Here is a 20,103-nt window from a genome sequence, read left to right as displayed (position 1 = left end):
CTCAGACCAGGAAGTCCCAGTTCGTTACCATCTCGCGGTGCCCGTTCATTTCCGGCGCCTGCACCATGTAGTCGGCCACTTGCTCAAGGCTCAGCCCCTGCTGCTTCATCACACCGACCCAGAAATCCAGGCCCGCAGCATCGGCCTTGCGGCTGAACAGCGCTTCATACAGCACTTCGACGTCGTGGCTGGTGGTGCCGTTGAGCGCCTCGTGCTGCGCGTTCCACTCGCCCTGCGTGATCATCATCATCGCCATTTTGCCCCAGCTCATGCCGTGCTGCTGGTGCGCATCGGCCCAGAACTCGAAGCCGTACAGGTCGGCCTGGCGGCCGTAGATGCCCTGGTACAGGCCGGCAATGGTGGTGAGGTCGTCGCCGGTCGGGATGGCGAGCGCGCTGTCGCCGAACTGCAGGGTCTCGACGTTGACCACCAGCGCCTTCACGGACGGCTGGGCCTTGCTGCTGACCACCTGGTAGCCGTTGTGGAACTCGATGTTGAAGCTGTCGCGGTTGCCATTGAAGGTGATTGTGTCGCTGCCCGCGCCGCCGTGCATTAGCGTCTGGGTAGCCACAGGCGCCACGTCTGCCCGTACGTTCGCGCCGTTCTGCGCCGGCGGCAAGCCCCAGGTGAAACCGTCGTTGCCGCCGCCGGCGTAGATCGCGCCGGAACCGCCGGTGGCCACCGTGAAGTGCTGGCTTGCAGCGTCGCCCGACAGCAGCTGCGAGCGGCCGTCGGACACCACGTTGGCGCCGCCGATCACCGCCGCAAAGTCGACGTTCTGCAGGCCGATGGTGGAACCGCTGGGCAGCCTGCTGGTGTCGATCACCAGCGCCACGTGCTGGTCCAGGCTTCCCGCGCCGTTCAGATTCAGGCTGCCCGTCGGGGCTGTGGGGCCGGCCACCACGGGCACCACGGTCTGGACCAGCAGCGGCTGCGCCGCCGGCAGCTTGTCCAGGAAGCTCTGGCCGTTGCCGGTGAGGTGGCCCTGGTCGTCGATCGGGTGGTCAGGCGTGGCGGCCTTGATCGCGGCGATCAGCGTGGCACTTGCGTTCGCAGCCGGCTGGCTCGGCGCACCGGTGGCCGTCAAGCCATACCCCGGTGCTACCTGCGCGGTGAGGACGCTGCCGCCGGCGTTGCTTGCCAGCGGAATGTCGGCCACGCCGGGGCTGCCGGTGCTTTCGACACGGGTCGGCGTGACGATCGGGATAACGACGGCCGCGCCGGCCTGGCCTCCCGGCAGGGTCACCTGCGTCGTCCCAACCTGTACGCCATCGACCAGGCTGGTCTGCGCGGCTTTTTCGACGACGCGCAGCGCGAACGTCGCGCTGGCGCCGGACAGGTTTCCAGCTGCGTCATACTGGCGCGCGGTCACGCTGTGCGTACCAAGCTGCATACTGACCGGCGCAATCGTCCACTTGCCGCTTGCGTCGGCCGTGGCGGCGCCGATCCTGGTCGCGCCGTCAAACAGCTCGACCCTGGCATTGGCCAGCGCACTGCCCTCGAACACCGGCAAGTATTCGGTGACACCATCGCCCCGGGTATCGGAGTCGGAGGCGGCCGTCAGCGTGGGCGCGGCCGGCGCGGCCGGCGCGGTGGTGTCGATCACCAGGTTCAACGGCGCGCTGGCTGCGGAGACGTTCCCGGCGGCGTCGGTTTCCTTGACGCTCAAGGCATGGCTGCCGTCGGCCAGCGTGCTGGCGGTGATTTGCCAGGCGCCGGTTGCATCCGCCTGCGCGCTGCCCAGCAGCGTGGCGCCGTCGGTGTCATACAGGCTCACCTGCGCGAACGCCTCGCCGTGGCCGGCGACGGTCGGGGTGGCCAGGTTGGTCAGCCCGTCGCCCACGGCGCCGCTGTCGCTTGCCGCCTGCAGCACCGGCACGGCCTGCGCCGTCGGCGCCGTCAAGTCGATGTCAATGTGCAGGCGCGCGGGCGCGTCCCCGGTGTTGCCTGCGGTGTCGGTCGCGGTCGCGCTGACATCGTGGCTACCGCCCGCCATCGCCGACGCGGTGATCGTCCAGCTGCCCGCGCCGTCCGCGGTCGCGCTGCCCAGCAGCGTGGTTCCATCCGTATCGAACAGCTTGACCAGTGCGCCCGCTTCCGCGGTGCCATTGAAGGTCGGGGTGGCCAGCCTGGTCAGCCTGTCGGTGCCGGAGATGCCAGTGTCGGACGACGGCGCCAGGCCGCCGATCGCGACCGCCGGCGCAGCCGCGTCGAGCACATAGGATTGCGAATAGACCGGGCCGTCGTTGCCGGCCATGTCGCTCACCTTGACCTTGATGACGCCGTTGCCCGTGAGGGTCTGCCCCGGCAGCGACCAGGTGGTCTGGCCCGGCAAGGCGTTGGCCATCGTCCAGGTGACACCATCGTCGAGCGACACATACACGGCGTCATTCAGGCCTTCGGCGCTGGCCAGCGCGGCGGTGAGAGTGCCGCTGATGGTCTGCGCCGCGGTGCGGGTCACCAGGTCGGTAGCGGAAGCGCCGGTGTCGCTGGAGAAGCTGACGCTCGCGCCGGTATTGGCCGGCGCAGCGCTGTCCAGCACGTAGAAATGGCTGGCCACCGCGCCGTCGTTGCCGGCCGCATCGACGACCTTCAGCTTGATGGTGTCGCCGGTGAGCGTTGCGCCGTCCCAGGCCAGCGTGGTGCCCGAGACCTTGGCCGTGACGTCGGTCCAGGTGGCGCCGTTGTCGGTCGATCCGTACACGATGTCACCAAGCGCCAGGCTGCCGCTCAGCGTGGCGGTGATGGTCTGGACGGCCGTGCTGGTGACGAAGTCGCTGGCGGAAGCGCCGGTGTCCGCCGACAAGGCCAGGTTCGAGAAGGTGGTGGCCGGAGCGGTCGTATCCAGCGTGTACGCGTGCGAATACACGGCGCTGTCATTGCCGGCGATGTCGCTGACCTTGACCTTCAGCGTGCCGCTTGCGGTGAGCGTCTGGCCAGCCAGCGACCAGGTGCTGCCGCTGGCGCTGGCGGCGGTCCAGGTGGCGCCAGCGTCGAGCGATACATAGACGGTCTCGCCGGCTGCGACGCTGGCCGACAGCGTGCCGCTGATCGTCTGGGCCGCGCTCTTCGTGACCAGGTCCGTGCCCGAGGTGCCGGTATCGTTCGAGAACGCGGCGCTGGTCGCCGCGGCGGCGGGGGCTGTCGTGTCCAGCACATAGGCTTGGGCGTACACGGGGCCATCATTGCCGGCTGCGTCGCTCACCTTCAGCTTGATGGTGCTCGCGCCGGCCAGCAGCGCGCCGTCCCAGGCCAGCGTGGTACCCGAGACCCTGGAGGTGACATCGGTCCAGGTCGCGCCGCCGTCGAGCGAGCCGTAAACGGTGTCGCCGGCCGCCAGGGCCGCGCTGAGGGTCGCGCTGATGGTTTGGCTGGCCGCGCTGGTGACGAAGTCGGCGCCCGAGCCGCCGGTGTCGGCCGACAGGCGCAGGCCACTGAACGTTACGACCGGCGCCGTGGTGTCGACCGTCCAGGCCTGGCTGACCACCGCGCCATCGTTGCCCGCCAGGTCGCTGACCTTCAACTTGATCGTGTTGCTGCCGGCGAGCGTGACGCCGTCCCACGCAATGGTGGTGCCGGCAACCTTGGCCGTGATGTCGGTCCAGGTAGCGCCGCCATCGAGCGAACCGTACAGCACTTCGCCCGCGCCCAGCGCGCCGCTCAGGATGGCGCTGATGGTCTGGCTGGCGGTATTGGTGACGAAGTCGCTGGCCGACGAACCCGTATCAGCGGACAGGGCGATGTTCGCGACCGTGATCGCGGGCGCGGCGGTGTCGAGCACATAAGTGTGCGAATAGACCGGGCCGTCATTGCCGGCAGTGTCGCCAACCTTGACCTTGATGGTGCTGCTGCCCGAGAGGGTCTGCCCCGGCAGCGACCACGTCGCCTGACCGGCCGACGCGTTGGCCATGGCCCAGGTCGCGCCATCGTCGAGCGAGACGTACACCGCTTCGCCGCTTGCCAGCGCAGCGCTGAGCGTGCCGGTGATGTTCTGCGCGGCGGCGCCGGTCACGAGGTCCGTGGCCGAGGCGCCGGTGTCGCTGGAGAAGCTGACGCTCGCCCCGGTCCTGGTCGGTGCGGTGGTGTCGAGCACGTAGGACTGGGCGGTCACCGTGCCGTCATTGCCGGCAGCATCGCTGACCTTCAGCTTGATGCTGCTGCCGGTGAGCGTTGCGCCGTCCCATGTGAGCGTCGTGCCCGAGACCTTGGCCGTGACATCGGTCCAGGTGGCGCCGCCGTCGGTCGAGCCGTACACGATGTCGCCCGCCGCCAGGCCGCCGCTCAGCGTGGCGGTGATTGTCTGGCTGGCCGTGTTCGTGATGAAGTCGGTGGACATCACGCCGGTGTCGGCCGAGATGTGCACGTTGCCGAAGGTGAGCGCCGGAGCGATCATGTCGAGCGTGTACGCCTGGCTGGCGACGGCGCCATCGTTGCCGGCAAGGTCGCTGACCTTCAACTTGATCGTGTTGCTGCCCACGAGCGTGACGCCGTTCCAGGCGAGCGTGGTGCCGGAGACCTTGGCCGTGATGTCGGTCCAGGTGGCGCCGCCGTCGAGCGAGCCGTACGCCACGTCGCCTGCGGCCAGCGCGGCGCTGAGGGTGGCGCCGATGGTCTGGCCGGCGGTGTTGGTGACGAAGTCGGTGCTGGAGCTGCCGGTGTCCGCGGACAGGGCGATATTCCCGGCCGTGATCGCAGGCGCGGTGGTGTCGAGCACATAGGCGCGCGAAAAGACGGCGCCGTCATTGCCGGCCGTGTCGCCAACCTTGACCTTGATGGTGCCGCTGCCCGCCAGCGTCTGCCCCGTCAGCGACCACGTCGCCTGGCCCGGGACGGCGCTGGCCGTGGTCCAGGTCGCGCCGTTGTCGAGCGAGACATACACGGCTTCGCCGCTCACCAACGCGGCGGTGAGCGTGCCGGTGATGGTCTGCGCCGCGGTGCGGGTCACCAGGTCCGTGGCTGAGGTGCCGGTGTCGCTGGAGAAGGAAACGCTTGCGCCGGTCTTGGCCGGGGCGGTGGTGTCGAGCACGTAGGACTGGCTGGCCACCGCGCCGTCGTTGCCGGCCGCGTCGCTCACCTTCAGCTTGATGCTGCTGGCGCCGGACAGCAGCGCTCCGTCCCAAGCCAGCGCGGTGCCCGAGACCTTGGCCGTGACGTCGGTCCAGGTGGCGCCGCCGTCGGTCGAACCGTACACGATGTCGCCCCCAGCAAGTGCCCCGCTCAGCGTGGCGGTGATGGTCTGGCTGGCCGTGTTGGTGATGAGGTCGGAGGAACTCACGCCGGTGTCGGCCGAGATGTGCACGTTGCCGAAGGTGAGCGCGGGGGCGGTCGTATCGAGCGTGTAGGCTCGCGCCGTGCCGGCGCCCTGGTTGCCGGCGCTGTCCGCGACGAACAGCTTGAGCGTGCCGCTGCCGGCAGCCAGCGTGACGCCATTCCAGGCCAGCGTGGTGCCGGAGACCTTGGCGGTGATGTTGGTCCAGGTGGCGCCGCCATCGATCGAGCCGTACAAGGTCTCGCCTGCCGCCAGCGCCGCGCTGAGCGTCGCGGTGATCGTCTGGGCCGCGGCGTTCGTGATGAAGTCGGTGCTGGAGCTGCCGGTATCGGCTGACAGCTGCAGGTTGCTGAAGGTGACCGTCGGCGCGACGGTGTCAAGCACATACGCTTGCGCGTACACCGGACCGTCGTTGCCGGCCACGTCGCTGACCTTGACCTTGAGCGTGCCACTGCCGGCCAGCACCACGCCGGCCAGGTTCCACACGTTGCCGGCGCTGGTCGCGGCGGACCAGGTGCTGCCGTTGTCGAGCGACACCCAGACCGTTTCGCCGGCGGCGATGTTGGCGCTGAGCGTGCCACTGATGGTTTGCAGCGCGCTGCTGGTGACGAAGTCCACCGGCGACACCCCGGTATCGCTGGAGAACCCGGCGGTGCTGATGCTTATGGTCGGCGCAACGGTGTCCAGGGTGTAGGACTGGGTGCTGACGGTACCGTCGTTCCCCGCCAGGTCGGTCACCTTGAATTTGATCGAGTCGGTGCCATTGCCGAGCGTGGCGCCGCTCCAGATGATCGAGGTGCCCGACACCCTGTTCGTGATGTTGGTCCAGGTGAGGCCGCCATTGACCGAGCCATACACGATGTCGGTTCCTGCCACGGGCGCGCTCAAGGTCGCGGTGATGGTCGGGCTGGTGCTTTTGGTGATGAAGTCGGTGGACGAAATGCCGGTGTCCGAAGAAAGCGCGATGGCTCCGATCGTGTTGGCCGGAGCGACAGTATCGAGCACATAGCTGGTCGAATACACGCTGCCCTCGTTGCCGACGGCGTCGACGAGCTTGACCTTGAGGGTGTCGCTGCCGAACAGTGTGCCGAAGAACATGAAGGTGGTCGAGCCGACGATGCCGTTGGCGTTGATCCAGGTGGCGCCGTTGTTCAGCGAGGCCATGATCGTCTCGCCCGCAGCCAGCGGGGCCGAGAGCATGCCCATGATCGTCTGCGAGGCGACGTTCGTCACCAGGTCGTTCGCGGATGCGCCGGAGTCCGCGCTGAAATAGATTGCGGTTGCGCTGGCGGCAGGCGGGGTGGTGTCGATGACGATGGCCTTGTTGGCGCCGAGCGAGCCGGCTGTTCCGGGCACGGCCAGCGTCGTGTTCGCGTCCACGTTCGCGGCATTCCTGATCGTGGCGCCGTTGAGCGACAGCGCGGCTGTCGAGCTGTAATCCAGGTCGGACGAGTTCTCGTTGGCGCCGACCACATAGCTGAAGCTCAGCGTCGACGTGCCCGAGCCGCCGCTGTAGTTTGCGGTGCCGCCGCTCGACAGCGCCAGCTTGGGCGTGCCGCCGCTGGTATCGACCGTGACCGCGCTGCTCATGCCGACCGTGATCGTCAGCGTCGAACCGGCCTTGTAAGCCACGTTCGCATCGGACGAGGTGACGTTGGTGACGGTCGGGATCTCCGTGACCAGCGACCATGTCGAGCCGGTTTGGGTCAGGCTGCCATTGCCGTCGTTGGCCGTCACCTTGACACTGAGGTACTTGTCCTTGTCCGAAAGGCTCGGGGTGTAGCTGGCGGTGTTGGCCCCGGTTATCAGCGCCGCGTTGGTGCCGCTGCTGTCGTCGGCACGGAACCACTGGTAGCTGTAGGTAAGGGAGTCGCCGTCGACGTCGATCCAGCTGCCGCTGGCGGCGCCCACCGCGCTGCCGACGGCCACGGTGCCCGTGATCGTCGGGCGCGCCGTGTTGACCGGCACCGAGTCGGTCACGGCGGTCCACCCCGATGCACTGGTGACCGCGTGGCCCTGGCCGTCGTTGGCCGTCACCGCGACCTTCACGTACTTGTGCGCATCGGCGGCATCCAGCATGTAGGTGCTGTTCGCAGCGCCGGTGATCATCGCGGCGGAGGTGCCGCTGCTGTCCACTGCCCGGTACCACTGGTAGCTGTAGGTCAGCGTATCGCCGTCGAAATCGGACCAGGTGCCCGTGCTGGCGCCGAGCAGGCTGCCCAGCGTTGTGGTGCCGCTGATGGAAGGGGCGGAGACCGAGGTCGGCGGACTGTTGGACTGCTTGAGGTCGTTGATCAGGATGTTGTCGAACATCGGCGAGTAGCTTCCGGCATCCTGCAGCGTGATCCGGAACCCGTGGATGTCGTTGTATAGCGGCGTCAGGTAAGCCGGCACCTCCGCCGGCGCAAAAGTCGGCGCGGTGGCACTGGTGCCGCTTGCCGAGATGGAGAATGCCGAGCCGGCGATCAGGTTGTTCGACGAGTCGATCGCCTGGATCGTGAAAGTGCAGCCGATACTCGTCGGCGCAAGATCGAACGATTGCAGGTCGAACGTGTAAGTGCTGTCGTTCAGTGTCCAGTCCACATAGCTGATGTTGCTGCCTTGAACGCGAACGAACGCCTGACCATTGTTATAGACGCCTTTGACGGTAAAGACGATGCTGCTGCTGGCGGTATATGTGTTCAAATTCCAGCCGCTGCCAGCGATGTCGGAAACGCTGAGCGTCCCAGGGATACCGGACGCAAGCTGGCCGTAGGAGATCGGCGCGGTGATATTGGAAAAGGTCGTATACCCGTTCGCAGGCAAGGTCAGCACGCCGGCATAGGCGTCCTGGTGGCTGACGTCGACAACGCTGGCGCTGTCGATCTGGCCGCTGCTGAATTCAAGGCTCCAGTTGCCGCCCATGCTGGCGGCGCCGGTGGTGTCGGTGGAGGCGGCAACGTCCGCATGGGTGGCCGTGGCGATGGCGGCCACCAATTGCTGCCCGTCCGCGCCAGCGCCAACGTCGCAGCCATACAGCAGCAGGTCGCCGCCCGCATTGAGCGCTTGCCCGAGCGCGGCGAACTGGTCCCGCACCGGGGCCGACGCCACGTTCGCCGTATTCACCTCGTCGGTGCCAATGCGCAGTGTTCCCGCCGTACCGTGCGACAGGATGTGGATCGCGTCGTAGCCGCTATGCGTTTGCGCCCACGTTGCAAGCTGCGCCAGCCCGTCCTGGCCGCCATCGATCCTGACCACCTCGACGCCCGGGCGCACCGCCGCTTCCAGCGACAGGTAGTCGGCGACCGCGGTGTCGATGAAAACGACTTCCTTGCGCGCCACGTTGCTCGTGGTTGCGCTTGCGAAGGCTGCGCCGTCCTCGACGGCTGCGTTGGGTGTGCCGGTGGCGGCATCGATCAGGGTGCGGTTCATTCTTGTTCTTTCTGTTTGGCTGGCGGACGCGCGGCGCGCTGGCGCACGTCACCGGGCCTGGGGACACGGTTGACCGGACTTGACCAGATCGGACAACAGCAACGTCTGCGCGCGGATGGCTGGACCGGGGCTTGCGCGCCGGGGCTCCCGGACTGTGGCAGGCAAAATTGACGCGGTGATGACCAGCAAGGTCTGTTCAGAACCGGGAATATACTGGCGAAAGTGACTTGCGAGCAACAAATCCGCAGCATTGCGCTCGGGAAAGAGGGGGCGTGGAGATCGGTATTGCCGAAGTGTGAGGCGGGGTGAGGCGCGGCGGGCCCCGGTCCAGGGCGCTTTAGCAACAGGAATGGATGCGCCCGGGATCAGCCCGGGCCAGTGCGGCCCCGCCCGGCAGGCGGGCCGCACACGCGGAGAATCAGCGCACGATGGTTTGCGCTTCGGCGCCGTTGCGCTCGCGGATCTGGCCAATCCGGTACACGGTTTCGCCGGCCGCCTGCAGCTGGGCGGTGGCCGCGTCGGCGTTCTCGGCCGACACGATCACGCACATGCCGATGCCGCAGTTGAACACGCGGTGCATCTCGGCGTCGGCCACGCCGCCGTGCTGCTGCAGCCACTGGAACAGCGGCGGCAGGGTCCACGACTTGCCATCCAGCTCGGCGGTCAGGTTCTCGGCCAGCACGCGCGGGATGTTCTCGACCAGGCCGCCGCCGGTGATGTGCACCATGCCCTTCACTTCCATCGACTGCATCAGCGCCAGCAGGGGCTTGACGTAAATACGGGTCGGCGCCATCAGCACGTCGGCCAGCTTCTTGCCGTGGAAATCGGCTTCCAGGTCGGGCTTGGCCACTTCGATGATCTTGCGCACCAGCGAATAGCCGTTCGAGTGCGCGCCCGACGAGGCCAGGCCCAGCACCACATCGCCCGGGCGGATCTTGCTGCCGTCGATGAGCTGCGACTTTTCGACCGCGCCGACGGCAAAGCCGGCCAGGTCGTACTCGCCTGCCGGGTACATGCTCGGCATTTCGGCGGTCTCGCCGCCGATCAGGGCGCAGCCGGCCTGCTCGCAGCCGGCCGCGATGCCCTTGACCACGGCGGTGGCGGTCGGCACGTCCAGCTTGCCGCAGGCGAAGTAGTCGAGGAAGAACAGCGGCTCGGCGCCCTGCACCAGGATGTCGTTGACGCTCATGGCGACCAGGTCGATGCCGACCGTGTCATGACGGTTCAGCTCGAAGGCGAGCTTGAGCTTGGTGCCGACGCCGTCGGTGCCGGACACCAGCACTGGCTCCTTGTACTTCTTGCTGATCTCGAACAGCGCGCCAAAACCGCCAATACCGCCCAGCACGCCCTCGCGCATGGTGCGCTTGGCAAACGGTTTGATCGCTTCGACCAGGGCATCGCCGGCGTCGATATCGACACCCGCGTCACGGTAGGAAAGGGAGACGTTGGATGGTTGGCTCATGGTATTTGGCAGCGGAGGCGGTAAAATAGAAAGCGGAACGCCAAAATCTGGCTAGTCCGCTATTTTAGCAAAACGGCCTGTCTCGACGCCGAACCACCGACATAACAATAACGAGAATGTCTTTTTCCCTGACTCCGGAGCAGAAACAAACCACCTTCTGGTTGGCACTCTGGCTCGCGTTGGCGGGGTTGCTCTACCTGCTTGGCCCCGTCCTCACCCCGTTCATCGCGGCCGCGATCCTGGCCTATGGCCTCAATGGCGGCGTGGACCGGCTGTGCGCCTGGCGCATCGCCCGCTTCACGATGCCGCGCGCGCTGGCGGTGGTGCTGGTGATGCTGCTGGCCGGCGCGGTCATCGGCGCCCTGGCGCTGACCGTGGTGCCGGTCCTGCAGAAGGAAGTGCCGATGCTGGTCGGGCAGATCCCGGCCTTTTTGGCCAAGATCGACAGCGTACTCGCGCCGCGCCTGGCCCAGTACGGCATCGACCTGTCCCTCGACAGCACGCGCATCCGCGGCTTGGTGACCCAGCAGCTGGCCGCCGGCGACTGGACCAGCGTGCTGGCCAGCGCGCGCGTGGGCGGCAGCGCCCTGCTCGGCTGGGCCGCGACCGTGTTCCTGGTCCCGGTGCTGCTGTTCTACCTGCTGCTGGACTGGCACCGCATGCTGGCCCAGGTGCAGGGCGCCATCCCGCGCCGCTGGGTGGTTCAGGCCACCAGCATGGCGCGCGAGGTCAACGTGCTGCTGGCCCAGTACCTGCGCGGGCAGCTGCTGGTGATGTTCGTGCTGGCAGTTTACTACTCGGCCGCGCTGGCGCTGGCCGGGTTCGACGTCGCGCTGCCGGTCGGCATCCTGACCGGGCTGCTGGTGTTCATCCCCTACCTCGGCTTCGGGCTGGGCCTGGCGCTGGCGCTGATTGCGGCGGTGCTGCAGTTCCCCGGCCTGTCCGGGCTGGTCTATGTGGCGGCCATCTACGGCGCCGGGCAGGTGATCGAGGGCTTTTTCCTCACCCCGCGGCTGGTGGGCGAGCGTATTGGCCTGAACCCGCTGGCGGTGATCTTTGCCCTGCTCGCGTTCGGCCAGCTGTTCGGCTTTGCCGGGGTGCTGCTGGCCCTGCCCGCATCGGCGGTGCTGATGGTCGCGTTCCGCCACCTGCGCCACCACTATCTGCGCAGCACCTTCTATAATGCCTGATGCACATGATATTTTTTGTTTTGAGAACATCGGCATGAAACAACTGGTGCTCGACTTAGGCGCGGAGCCGGCACACCGCCTCGAGACCTTCCAGGTCGGGGAAAATGCCGAGCTGGCGTACATGATGCACCTGTTCGCCCAGCGCACCTCGCGCGAGCATTTCGCCTACCTGTGGGGCGAGACCGGCGCCGGCAAGACCCACCTGCTGCAGGCGCTGGCCGCAACAAACGGCTCGCGCTACATCGCGCACGACGCGAGCGCGGACCAGTTCGCCATGGCCCCGGACGTGAGCCTGTACCTGCTTGACGACACCAACCTGCTCTCGCCCGAGCGCCAGATCGACGCCTTTGCCCTGTTCAACCAGATCCGCGAGCACGGCGCCGCCTACCTGGTGGCCACCGGCCCGGTGCCGCCGGCCGTGCTGCACGTGCGCGAGGACCTGCGCACGCGCATGGGCTGGGGCCTGGTGTACCAGGTGCACGGGCTGTCCGACGACCAGAAAATCGCCGCCCTGACCCAGGCCGCCGAAGCGCGCGGTTTGACCTTGTCGGCCAGCGTGTTACCCTATTTGCTGTCCCATTTCAAGCGCGACATGCGCTCTTTGTCGACGATGCTCGATGCCCTCGACCAGTATTCCCTCGAGACCCAGCGGCCGGTCACGCTGCCGCTGCTGCGCGATTTGTTGCTTCAAGGGACACCGAATCCACCTGCGGAACCCAAGGAATGACCAATCTCGCGCTGTTTGACCTCGACCATACGCTGCTGCCGATCGACTCGGACTACGAATGGGGACAATTCCTGGTGCGCATCGGCGCGGTGGACGCGGCCGAATATGCGCGCCGCAACGACGAGTTCTTTGCCCAGTACCAGGCCGGCACGCTCGACCCGGTGGAATATCTCGAGTTCGCGCTGGGCACGCTGGCGCGCTACCCGCGCCGCGAGCTCGACGCCATGCACCAGCAGTACATGCGCGAGGTGATCGAGCCGGCGATCCGTCCGCGCGCGCAGTATCTGGTGCGGCGCCACCAGGACGCGGGCGACCTGGTGGGCATCATCACCGCGACCAACCGCTTCGTCACCGAGCCGATCGCGCGCGCCTTTGGCGTGCCGCACCTGATCGCCGCCACGCCGGCAGTGGACGCGCAGGGCAACCTGACCGGCAAGCTGGCCGGCACGCCGACCTCGGGCCCGGGCAAGGTGGACCACATGCACGCGTGGCTGGACAAGCTGGGCATGCGGTTCGAGGACTTTGGCAGCAGCCACTTCTACAGCGATTCGCACAACGACATCCCGCTGCTGTCGGTTGTCTCCCATCCGGTGGCGACCAATCCGAGCGCGAAGCTGGCCGCACACGCGAGCGAACAGGGCTGGCCTTTACTCCATCTATTCAATGATTAAAAAATTCATCCGTAAAATTCTTGGTGTGAAAGACCAGCGCGATCCAACCGAACCCGTGGTCCTTGGTCCCGACCAGCACGGGATCGACCCCAAGCTCGTCTCGCCCAATGCGATCCGGGTGACCCAGACCTTGCAGGAAGCCGGCTTCAAAGCTTTCGTGGTGGGCGGCGCGGTGCGCGACCTGCTGCTGGGCGTGAAGCCCAAGGATTTCGACATTGCCACCGACGCCACGCCGGAAGAGGTCAAGCGCCTGTTCCGGCGCGCCTTCATCATCGGCCGCCGGTTCCAGATCGTGCACGTGATGTTCGGCCAGGAACTGCTGGAGGTGACCACCTTCCGCGGCAACGGCAGCAACAACGCGCCCAAGGACGAGCATGGCCGCGTCCTGCGCGACAACAATTTCGGCCCGCAGCACGAGGATGCGGCGCGGCGCGACTTCACCATCAACGCCATGTACTACGACCCGGCCACGCAGTCGGTGCTCGACTACCATGGCGGCACCGAGGACATCCGCGCCAAGGTCCTGCGCATCATCGGCCAGCCGGAAGCGCGCTACCGCGAAGACCCGGTGCGCATGCTGCGCGTGGTGCGCTTCGCGGCCAAGCTGGGGTTCACCATCGAGCCGGAAACGCGCGCGCCGATCCCGGTGATGGCTCCGCTCATCAACAACGTGCCGACCGCGCGCGTGTTCGACGAGATGCTCAAGCTTCTGATGAGCGGCCAGGCGATGGCCTGCCTGAACGAGCTGCGCGCCGCCGGCCTGCACCATGGCCTGCTGCCGCTGCTCGACGTGGTGCTGGAGCAGCCGATCAGCATGAAGTTCGTCACGCTGGCGCTGGAATCGACCGACAACCGGGTCAAGGCCGGCAAGGGCGTCTCGCCCGGCTTTTTGTTCGCTTCGCTGCTGTGGCACCAGGTGCTGGAAAAGTGGAACGCCTACCGCGCCGCCGGCGAGTCGCCGATTCCCGCGCTGCACCTGGCGGCCGACGACGTGCTCGATGCGCAGACCGAGAACCTGGCCCTGCAGCGCCGCATTGCTTCGGACATGCGCGACATCTGGGCCATGCAGCCGCGCTTTGAGCGCCGCACCGGCAAGAGCCCGTTCAAGCTGCTGGAAAACCCGCGTTTTCGGGCCGGCTACGACTTCCTCGAGCTGCGCTGCCAATCGGGCGAGCTCGACGCCGAACTGGGCGCATGGTGGAAGGCCTTCGTCGAAGGCGACAACGCCGAGCGCGAACGCCTGCTCAACACGGCGCGCGAACCGGCGGCCGGCGGCGCCAAGAAGCGCCCGCACCGCCGCGGCCCGCGCAAGACCGGAGAAGGCGGCAGCGGCGCGGTCGCGAACGAGGCGGGCACGGGCGGCGCCACCGGCACGGACGGCAAATGACGGCCTGGGTCGGCATCGGCGCCAACCTTGGCGACGCCCACGGGAACGTGCTCGACGCCCTGGACCGCCTGACCTGGGTGCCGGGCGTGCGCCTGCTGCGCGCCTCCTCGCTGTACCGCACCGCGCCGATCGACTCCTCGGGCGAGGACTACATCAACGCGGTAGCCGAACTGGACACCTCGCTGAGCCCGCGCGCCCTGCTGGCAGCCCTGCTCCGCATCGAGCAAGCCCACGGTCGCGAGCGCCCGTACCGCAACGCCCCGCGCACGCTCGACCTCGACCTGCTGCTGTATGACGACGAGGTCATCGCCGATCTTCCCACCCTGGCCGTGCCGCATCCGCGCATGCACGAGCGTGCCTTCGTGCTGGCGCCGCTGGCCGAGCTCGCGCCCGGCCTGCCGATTCCCGGCCGCGGCCGCGTGGCTGACCTGTTGCCCTTTGTTGCGCACCAGGCCATCGAAAAAATCTAGCAAAGCTGTTATGCAAACTGTCCTGCTCCTCGCCGCGTCTAACATCTTCATGACGGTTGCCTGGTACTGGCATTTAAAGGGCGGCATGAGCAAGCCGCTGGTGCCGGTGATCCTGATCAGCTGGGGCATCGCCTTCGTCGAATACTGCCTCGCCGTGCCGGCCAACCGGATCGGTTTTGCCACCGGCTGGAGCGCGGGGCAGCTGAAAGTCGTCCAGGAAGCGATCGCGCTGGTGGTCTTCGGCATCTTCATGGTCACCGTGCTGGGCGAACCACTCCACTGGCGCCACTTCGCCGCCTTCGGCTGCATCATGGCGGCTGTCGCCTTCCTCTTCGTCGGGCGCTAAACGAACGCGCTCACAACAGCCTGGTGCCCAGCGGGACCTCGTGCTCGGGCGCGCACAGGCTGACGTTGCCCGAGGCGTCGTGAAATCCCGTCACCAGGCATTCCGACATGAAGCGCCCGATCTGCTTTTCGGGGAAGTTGATGACGGCCACGACCTGCTTGCCGATCAGGGTCTCCGGCGTGTAGAGCGCTGTGATCTGCGCGCTCGACTTGCGCACGCCGATCTCGTCGCCGAAATCGATCTGCAATTTATAGGCCGGCTTTCTCGCCTCGGGAAACGCTTCGGCGGCAATGATGCGTCCGACACGAAGCTCGACCTTCATGAAGTCCGACCACTCGATCTTTTCGCTTGTGCTCATGTGTAGGGGCAGGCGCAGAAGTTGGCCTTAAATAAACTCGTGCAACAAGGTTATCATGGCCGAAGGATGCGGGCAGGAATCCTGTCGCGGCATTATACTAACGACGATTTACAGAGGAAGAACGATGAGCGGATATTTGCAGGGCAAGGACATGGCGGCGCCGGGAGAGGGCAAGCATGCGCAGGCGCCGGTGGCGGCGCCCGCCAAGCCGGTTTCGATGGCCGTGACGATCCCGTCGCTGCGGACGATGCGTGCGGCCGGCCAGAAGATCTCCATGCTCACCTGCTATGACGCCAGCTTTGCCTCCCTGATGGACCGTTGCGGCGTGGAAGTGCTGCTGATCGGCGACTCGCTCGGCATGGTGTGCGCCGGTTACGACTCGACCCTGCCGGTCACGGTGGCCGACGTCGCCTACCACACCGCATCCGTGGCGCGTGGCAACAAGAACGCGCTGGTGCTGGCCGACATGCCGTTCGGCAGTTACGGCACGCCCGAGCAGGCGCTGGCCAATGCCGTCATCCTGATGCAGGCCGGCGCGCAGATGGTCAAGATCGAGGGCGGCGCCTGGCTGGTGCCGACCGTCCGCTTCCTGACCGAGCGCGGCGTGCCGGTGTGTGCGCACCTGGGCCTGACCCCGCAGTTCGTGCACCAGCTGGGCGGCTACAAGGTGCAGGGCAAGACCGAGGAATCGGCCGAGCGCCTCAAGCGCGACGCGCTGGCCCTGCAGGAAGCCGGCGCCACGCTGGTGGTGCTGGAAGCCATCCCGACCGGGCTTGGCAAAGAAGTCACCGAGATGCTGTCCATCCCGACCATCGGCATCGGCGCCGGCCCGGACTGCTCGGGCCAGGTGCTGGTGATGCACGACATGCTGGGCGTGTTCCCCGGCCGCAAGGCGCGCTTCGTGAAGAACTTCATGGAAGGCCAGACCACGATCGAAGGCGCGGTGCAGGCTTACGTTGCCGCCGTCCGGGACGGCAGCTTCCCGGCCCAGGAGCATTGCTTCTAAGCCCGCGAGGCCAGGCATGGCGCGTCCCGCCACCACCCGCCTGTTCCTTGCGCTCTGGCCCGACCCGGCCATCCGCGAGGCGCTGCGCGCGTGGCGCGACGCCTGGACCTGGCCGGTTGGTGCGGTTCCGGTGTCCACCGACAAGCTGCACATGACGCTGCACTTCCTGGGCAACCAGCCGAGCGTGCGGGTGCCGGAGCTGGTTGCGGGGCTGGCGGTGCCGCTCGCGCCGTTCCGCCTGGAGCTGGGCGTGCCCAAGGCCTGGCCCGGCGGCATCGCGGTGCTCGAACCGTTTCATGTGCCGGGCGCGCTGCTCCAGCTGCACGCCGGTTTGTCCACCGCCTTGCTGTCACTCGGGCTGTCCTTGGAGCCGCGCGCCTACAGGCCGCACGTCACGATGGCACGCCGCGCCGGCCAGGCAACGCTGCCAGCGCAGGCGCCACCTCTGGCGTGGGACATCTCCGGCTATGCGCTGGTCGCGTCACGCTTGGGCGGCTACGATGTGCTCGCCCGCTACGGCTGACTTTGTTGCGTAAGCCAAGGCTTGCGGTAGTTGGACGCGCGGGCAGCAAGCTGCCCGCCCCGCCCGCCTGTTATGTCCACCTGGCCAAGTAGTTTGTTACACTGGCGGAAACTTTCTCGGAAGAATTCCCCATGGACAAGTCCGCCGCCATCCTCATCGTTGACGATTACCTGCTGATCCGCACCGCGGTGCGCCAGGTGCTGGCCGAACTGGGCTTCATCAACGTGTTCCAGGCCGACAACGGCAAGGCCGCGCAGGACGTGATGCTCAAGCAGCGCATCGACGTGGTGATCGGCGACTGGGGCATGCCGGTGATGAGCGGAATCGACCTGCTCAAGTGGATGCGGCGCGACGCGCAGTATGCGGACACCCCGTTCATGATGCTCACCGCCGAAGCCAACCCGGCCTCGGTGCGCACCGCGCTGGCGGCGGGCGTGAATGCGTACATGATCAAGCCGTTCACGGTGCACAGCTTCGCCAGCAAGTTCATGGCCATGCTCGGCCCGATGCTCGAAGGCGGCCCGGCGGCCCAGCTGGTGGCGCCAGTTGCGCCCCCTGCCCCGGCCGTGCTGGCCCGCCCGGCGGTCTTGCCGGATGGCGCGGCGGCGGCCGACGTGATCGGCCTGGAACCGCCGATCGCCGAGCGCCTGCGCAAGTGCACGGTGCTGATCGTGGACGACATCGCCACCAACATCGAGGTGCTGGCCGGCGCGCTCAAGGACGAATATGCGATCAAGGTTGCCATCAACGGCAAGAAGGCGCTGGAGATCGCCAACGCCTTCCACGTTGACCTGATCCTGCTCGACATCATGATGCCGGTAATGGACGGCTTTGAAGTGTGCCGCCAGCTCAAGGCCAATCCCAGGACGGCCGACATCCCGATCATCTTCCTGTCCGCGCGCGACGGCGTGGAGGACGTGGTGGCGGGCCTGAAGCTGGGCGCGGTGGACTACGTATCCAAGCCGGCCGACCCGACCATCCTCAAGGCGCGGCTGTCGGCGCACCTGACGCTTGCCACCGCCATGGCCGACCTGAAGCGCCAGAACGACCTGCTGGTGGAAAACGCGCACCTGCGCGAGGACGTCGAGCGCATGACGCGGCACGACCTGAAAAGCCCGATCGCGGTCGCGCTGCACGGCGCCCAGGCGCTGCTTGGCAGCGAGCTGACCGATAGCCAGCGCGAGAGCGCGCGCATGATCGAGCAGGCTGCCGGCAACGCGCTCGAGATGATCAATCGCACGCTCGACGTGTACAAGATGGAGCAGGGCCAGTACCAGCCGCGGCTGGAGTCCTTCGACCTCTTTGCGCTGCTGGACAAGGTCGCGCGCCAGACCGAGCTGGCGTTCGGCGCGCGTGCGCTCACGGTCAGGGTATCGAACATGCCGGCCGACGTGCGCTGCCTGGCCGAGCCGATGCTGTGCTACTCGCTGTTCAACAACGCACTGAAGAATGCGGCGGAGGCTTCTCCCGACGGCGCCGCCGTGACGGTGGAGTTTGCGCCCGGCTATGGCTGCGTGCACGTGGTGATTGAAAACCAGGGCGAGGTGCCGGCGGCGATGCGCGGCCACTTCTTCGACAAATACGCGCCGTCCGAGAAGGTCGGCGGCCACGGCCTGGGAACCTATTCGATCCGCCTGATGGCCGAGGTGCAGGGTGGCGACGCCACGATGGATACCGGCGACGGCGTGACACGGCTGACGATCACCCTGCCCTCTGCTTGAGCGAATACGCAGTTGCGTCAAGCGTTGCAGATGACGCGTCGTTCCCGCGAAGGCGGCAACCCATGCTGAGCGTGCACACACGCGGTCCATGGGTCCCCGCCTTCGGGGGGACGACGGTTCAGGCGGCAGCTTTCACACCAGCAGCATCAGGTGCTCGCGCTCCCAGGAGCTGATCACCCGGCTGAAGGTCGCGAACTCCAGCTCCTTGACCTCGCAGAACGCCTGCACGAACAGCTCGCCGAGCATGTCGGCCAGCTGCGGGCACTTGCGCATGCGCAGGATCGCGTCTTCGAGGTTGCGCGGCAGGTGGTCGTGCACATGCTCGGCGCTGTCGGCCGTCGGCGCCGACGGCCTCAAGCCCTCGACCATACCCAGGTAGCCGCAGCTCAGCGTCGCGGCCATCGCGAGGTAAGGGTTGACGTCCACGCCCGGCACCCGGTTCTCGACGCGCCGGTTCTCGGGATTGGAATTGGGAATGCGAATGCCGCAGGTGCGGTTGTCATAGCCCCAATGCACGTTCATCGGCGCCGACTGGAAGCGCGACAGTCGCCGGTAGGAATTGACGTGCGGCGCGAACATCACCAGCGCGGACGGCACGTATTTTTCGAGGCCCGCAATGTAGCGGAAGAACAGCTCGCTCTCGCTGCCGTCCGGGTTGCTGAAGATGTTGCGGCCGGTGGTGGCGTCCACCACGCTCTGGTGCACATGCATGGCGCTGCCCGGCTCGGTTTCCATCGGCTTGGCCATGAAGGTGGCGAAGATGCCGTGCCGCAGCGCGGTCTCGCGCACCGCGCGTTTGAACAGGAACACGCGGTCGGCCAGTTCGAGCGGGTCGCCGTGCGCGAAATTGATTTCCATCTGGCCCGCGCCGGCCTCGTGAATCAGCGTTTCGACGCCCAGCTCGTGCTCCTTGCAGAACGCGGACAGCTCCAGGAAGAAGGGGTCGAAGTCGTTGACCGCGTCGATCGAGTACGACTGGCGGGTCAGCTCGGTCATGCCGCTGCGCCCGGTGGGCGGGGTCAGCGGTTCATGCGGATTGGCGTTGCGGGCCACGAGGTAGAACTCCATTTCGGGCGCCACCACCGGCTTCCAACCATGCTCGGCATAGCATGCCAGCACGCGCCGCAGCACGTTGCGCGGCGCCAGGGAGACCGGGCTGCCGTCGAAGTTCTGGCAATCGTGGATGACCAGCGCCACCGACTCGGCGGCCCACGGCACCACGCGGATCGTATCGGGGTCGGGCATGCACACCATGTCCGGATCGGTATCGCCCACGTACGGCGTGTTGTTGGGCTGCTCGCCGTTGACGGTATTGAGCAACACGCTCTTGGGCAGGCGCATGTGGTCGGCGCCGAGGAACAGGTCTTTGGGCAGGATCTTGCCGCGCGCGATGCCGGTCATGTCCGTGATCACGCACTCGACTTCGTGGATGCCGTGTTCGCGCAGAAACTCGCGCATGCCGTCACTCATCACTCTCCCCGGCCGACGCCGAAGGGGCGACTATAGCACCGGCGAGATGCTGCCCGCGCGCGGGACGCAACGTAGGGTGGGCAGATTTCTGC

Annotated in this window: 13 protein-coding genes; 9 read left to right on the top strand and 4 right to left on the bottom strand. The window is 67.0% G+C overall.

Annotated features, from left to right (window positions below):
* Position 1 precedes the first annotated feature (1 nt).
* On the bottom strand, positions 2-8,680 hold the full coding sequence (locus NX773_RS14085; RefSeq protein ID WP_258856954.1) for an Ig-like domain-containing protein: 8,679 nt from the start codon (positions 8,678-8,680) through the stop codon (positions 2-4).
* A 418-nt stretch (positions 8,681-9,098) separates the two neighbouring features.
* Positions 9,099-10,142, bottom strand: a complete 1,044-nt coding sequence (gene purM / locus NX773_RS14080) for a phosphoribosylformylglycinamidine cyclo-ligase (RefSeq protein ID WP_258856953.1) — start codon at positions 10,140-10,142, stop codon at positions 9,099-9,101.
* 116 nt (positions 10,143-10,258) lie between these two features.
* Here purM and NX773_RS14075 point away from each other — a divergent pair, with 116 nt between their 5' ends.
* The 6 genes from NX773_RS14075 to NX773_RS14050 are packed head-to-tail and all read left to right on the top strand — an operon-like array spanning position 10,259 to position 14,933.
* On the top strand, positions 10,259-11,332 hold the full coding sequence (locus NX773_RS14075) for an AI-2E family transporter (RefSeq protein ID WP_258856952.1): 1,074 nt from the start codon (positions 10,259-10,261) through the stop codon (positions 11,330-11,332).
* Between the two features lie 34 nt (positions 11,333-11,366).
* The gene (hda, locus tag NX773_RS14070) at positions 11,367-12,059 is read left to right on the top strand and encodes a DnaA regulatory inactivator Hda (protein ID WP_258856951.1); all 693 of its coding nucleotides are present in this window, start codon (positions 11,367-11,369) and stop codon (positions 12,057-12,059) included.
* On the top strand, positions 12,056-12,730 hold the full coding sequence (locus NX773_RS14065; RefSeq protein WP_258856950.1) for a histidinol-phosphatase: 675 nt from the start codon (positions 12,056-12,058) through the stop codon (positions 12,728-12,730). Before hda ends, NX773_RS14065 begins: the two co-directional genes overlap by 4 nt.
* On the top strand, positions 12,723-14,117 hold the full coding sequence (gene pcnB, locus NX773_RS14060; protein ID WP_258856949.1) for a polynucleotide adenylyltransferase PcnB: 1,395 nt from the start codon (positions 12,723-12,725) through the stop codon (positions 14,115-14,117). Before NX773_RS14065 ends, pcnB begins: the two co-directional genes overlap by 8 nt.
* Positions 14,114-14,587, top strand: coding sequence for a 2-amino-4-hydroxy-6-hydroxymethyldihydropteridine diphosphokinase (gene folK, locus NX773_RS14055; RefSeq protein WP_258856948.1), 474 nt, complete (start codon positions 14,114-14,116; stop codon positions 14,585-14,587). The genes pcnB and folK overlap by 4 nt, the downstream gene beginning before the upstream one ends.
* Positions 14,588-14,597: 10 nt before the next feature.
* A complete protein-coding gene (locus NX773_RS14050) occupies positions 14,598-14,933 on the top strand; it encodes a DMT family protein (protein ID WP_258856947.1) in 336 nt (111 codons plus the stop codon).
* A 10-nt stretch (positions 14,934-14,943) separates the two neighbouring features.
* Here NX773_RS14050 and NX773_RS14045 read toward each other — a convergent pair whose 3' ends face one another.
* Positions 14,944-15,291, bottom strand: a complete 348-nt coding sequence (locus NX773_RS14045) for a tRNA-binding protein (protein WP_258856946.1) — start codon at positions 15,289-15,291, stop codon at positions 14,944-14,946.
* A gap of 124 nt (positions 15,292-15,415) precedes the next feature.
* Between NX773_RS14045 and panB the strand changes: the two genes are divergently transcribed.
* The 3 genes from panB (at position 15,416) to NX773_RS14030 (ending at position 18,541) form a co-directional block, all read left to right on the top strand.
* Positions 15,416-16,297 (top strand): 3-methyl-2-oxobutanoate hydroxymethyltransferase, encoded by an 882-nt coding sequence (panB, locus tag NX773_RS14040; RefSeq protein WP_258856945.1) that lies wholly within the window; start codon positions 15,416-15,418, stop codon positions 16,295-16,297.
* 16 nt (positions 16,298-16,313) lie between these two features.
* Positions 16,314-16,820, top strand: coding sequence for an RNA 2',3'-cyclic phosphodiesterase (gene thpR, locus NX773_RS14035; protein WP_258856944.1), 507 nt, complete (start codon positions 16,314-16,316; stop codon positions 16,818-16,820).
* 131 nt (positions 16,821-16,951) lie between these two features.
* Positions 16,952-18,541: a response regulator gene (locus NX773_RS14030; RefSeq protein WP_258856943.1), complete on the top strand. Its 1,590-nt coding sequence runs from the start codon at positions 16,952-16,954 to the stop codon at positions 18,539-18,541.
* A gap of 132 nt (positions 18,542-18,673) precedes the next feature.
* Here the strand turns inward: NX773_RS14030 and NX773_RS14025 are convergent, their stop codons facing one another.
* Positions 18,674-20,011 (bottom strand): glutamine synthetase family protein, encoded by a 1,338-nt coding sequence (locus NX773_RS14025; RefSeq protein WP_258856942.1) that lies wholly within the window; start codon positions 20,009-20,011, stop codon positions 18,674-18,676.
* Between the last annotated feature and the right edge of the window lie 92 nt (positions 20,012-20,103).

The sequence above is a fragment of the Massilia solisilvae genome (assembly GCF_024753215.1).
GTDB classification, from domain to species: domain Bacteria; phylum Pseudomonadota; class Gammaproteobacteria; order Burkholderiales; family Burkholderiaceae_D; genus Telluria; species Telluria solisilvae.
This window is presented reverse-complemented; position numbering and strand designations above follow the sequence as displayed.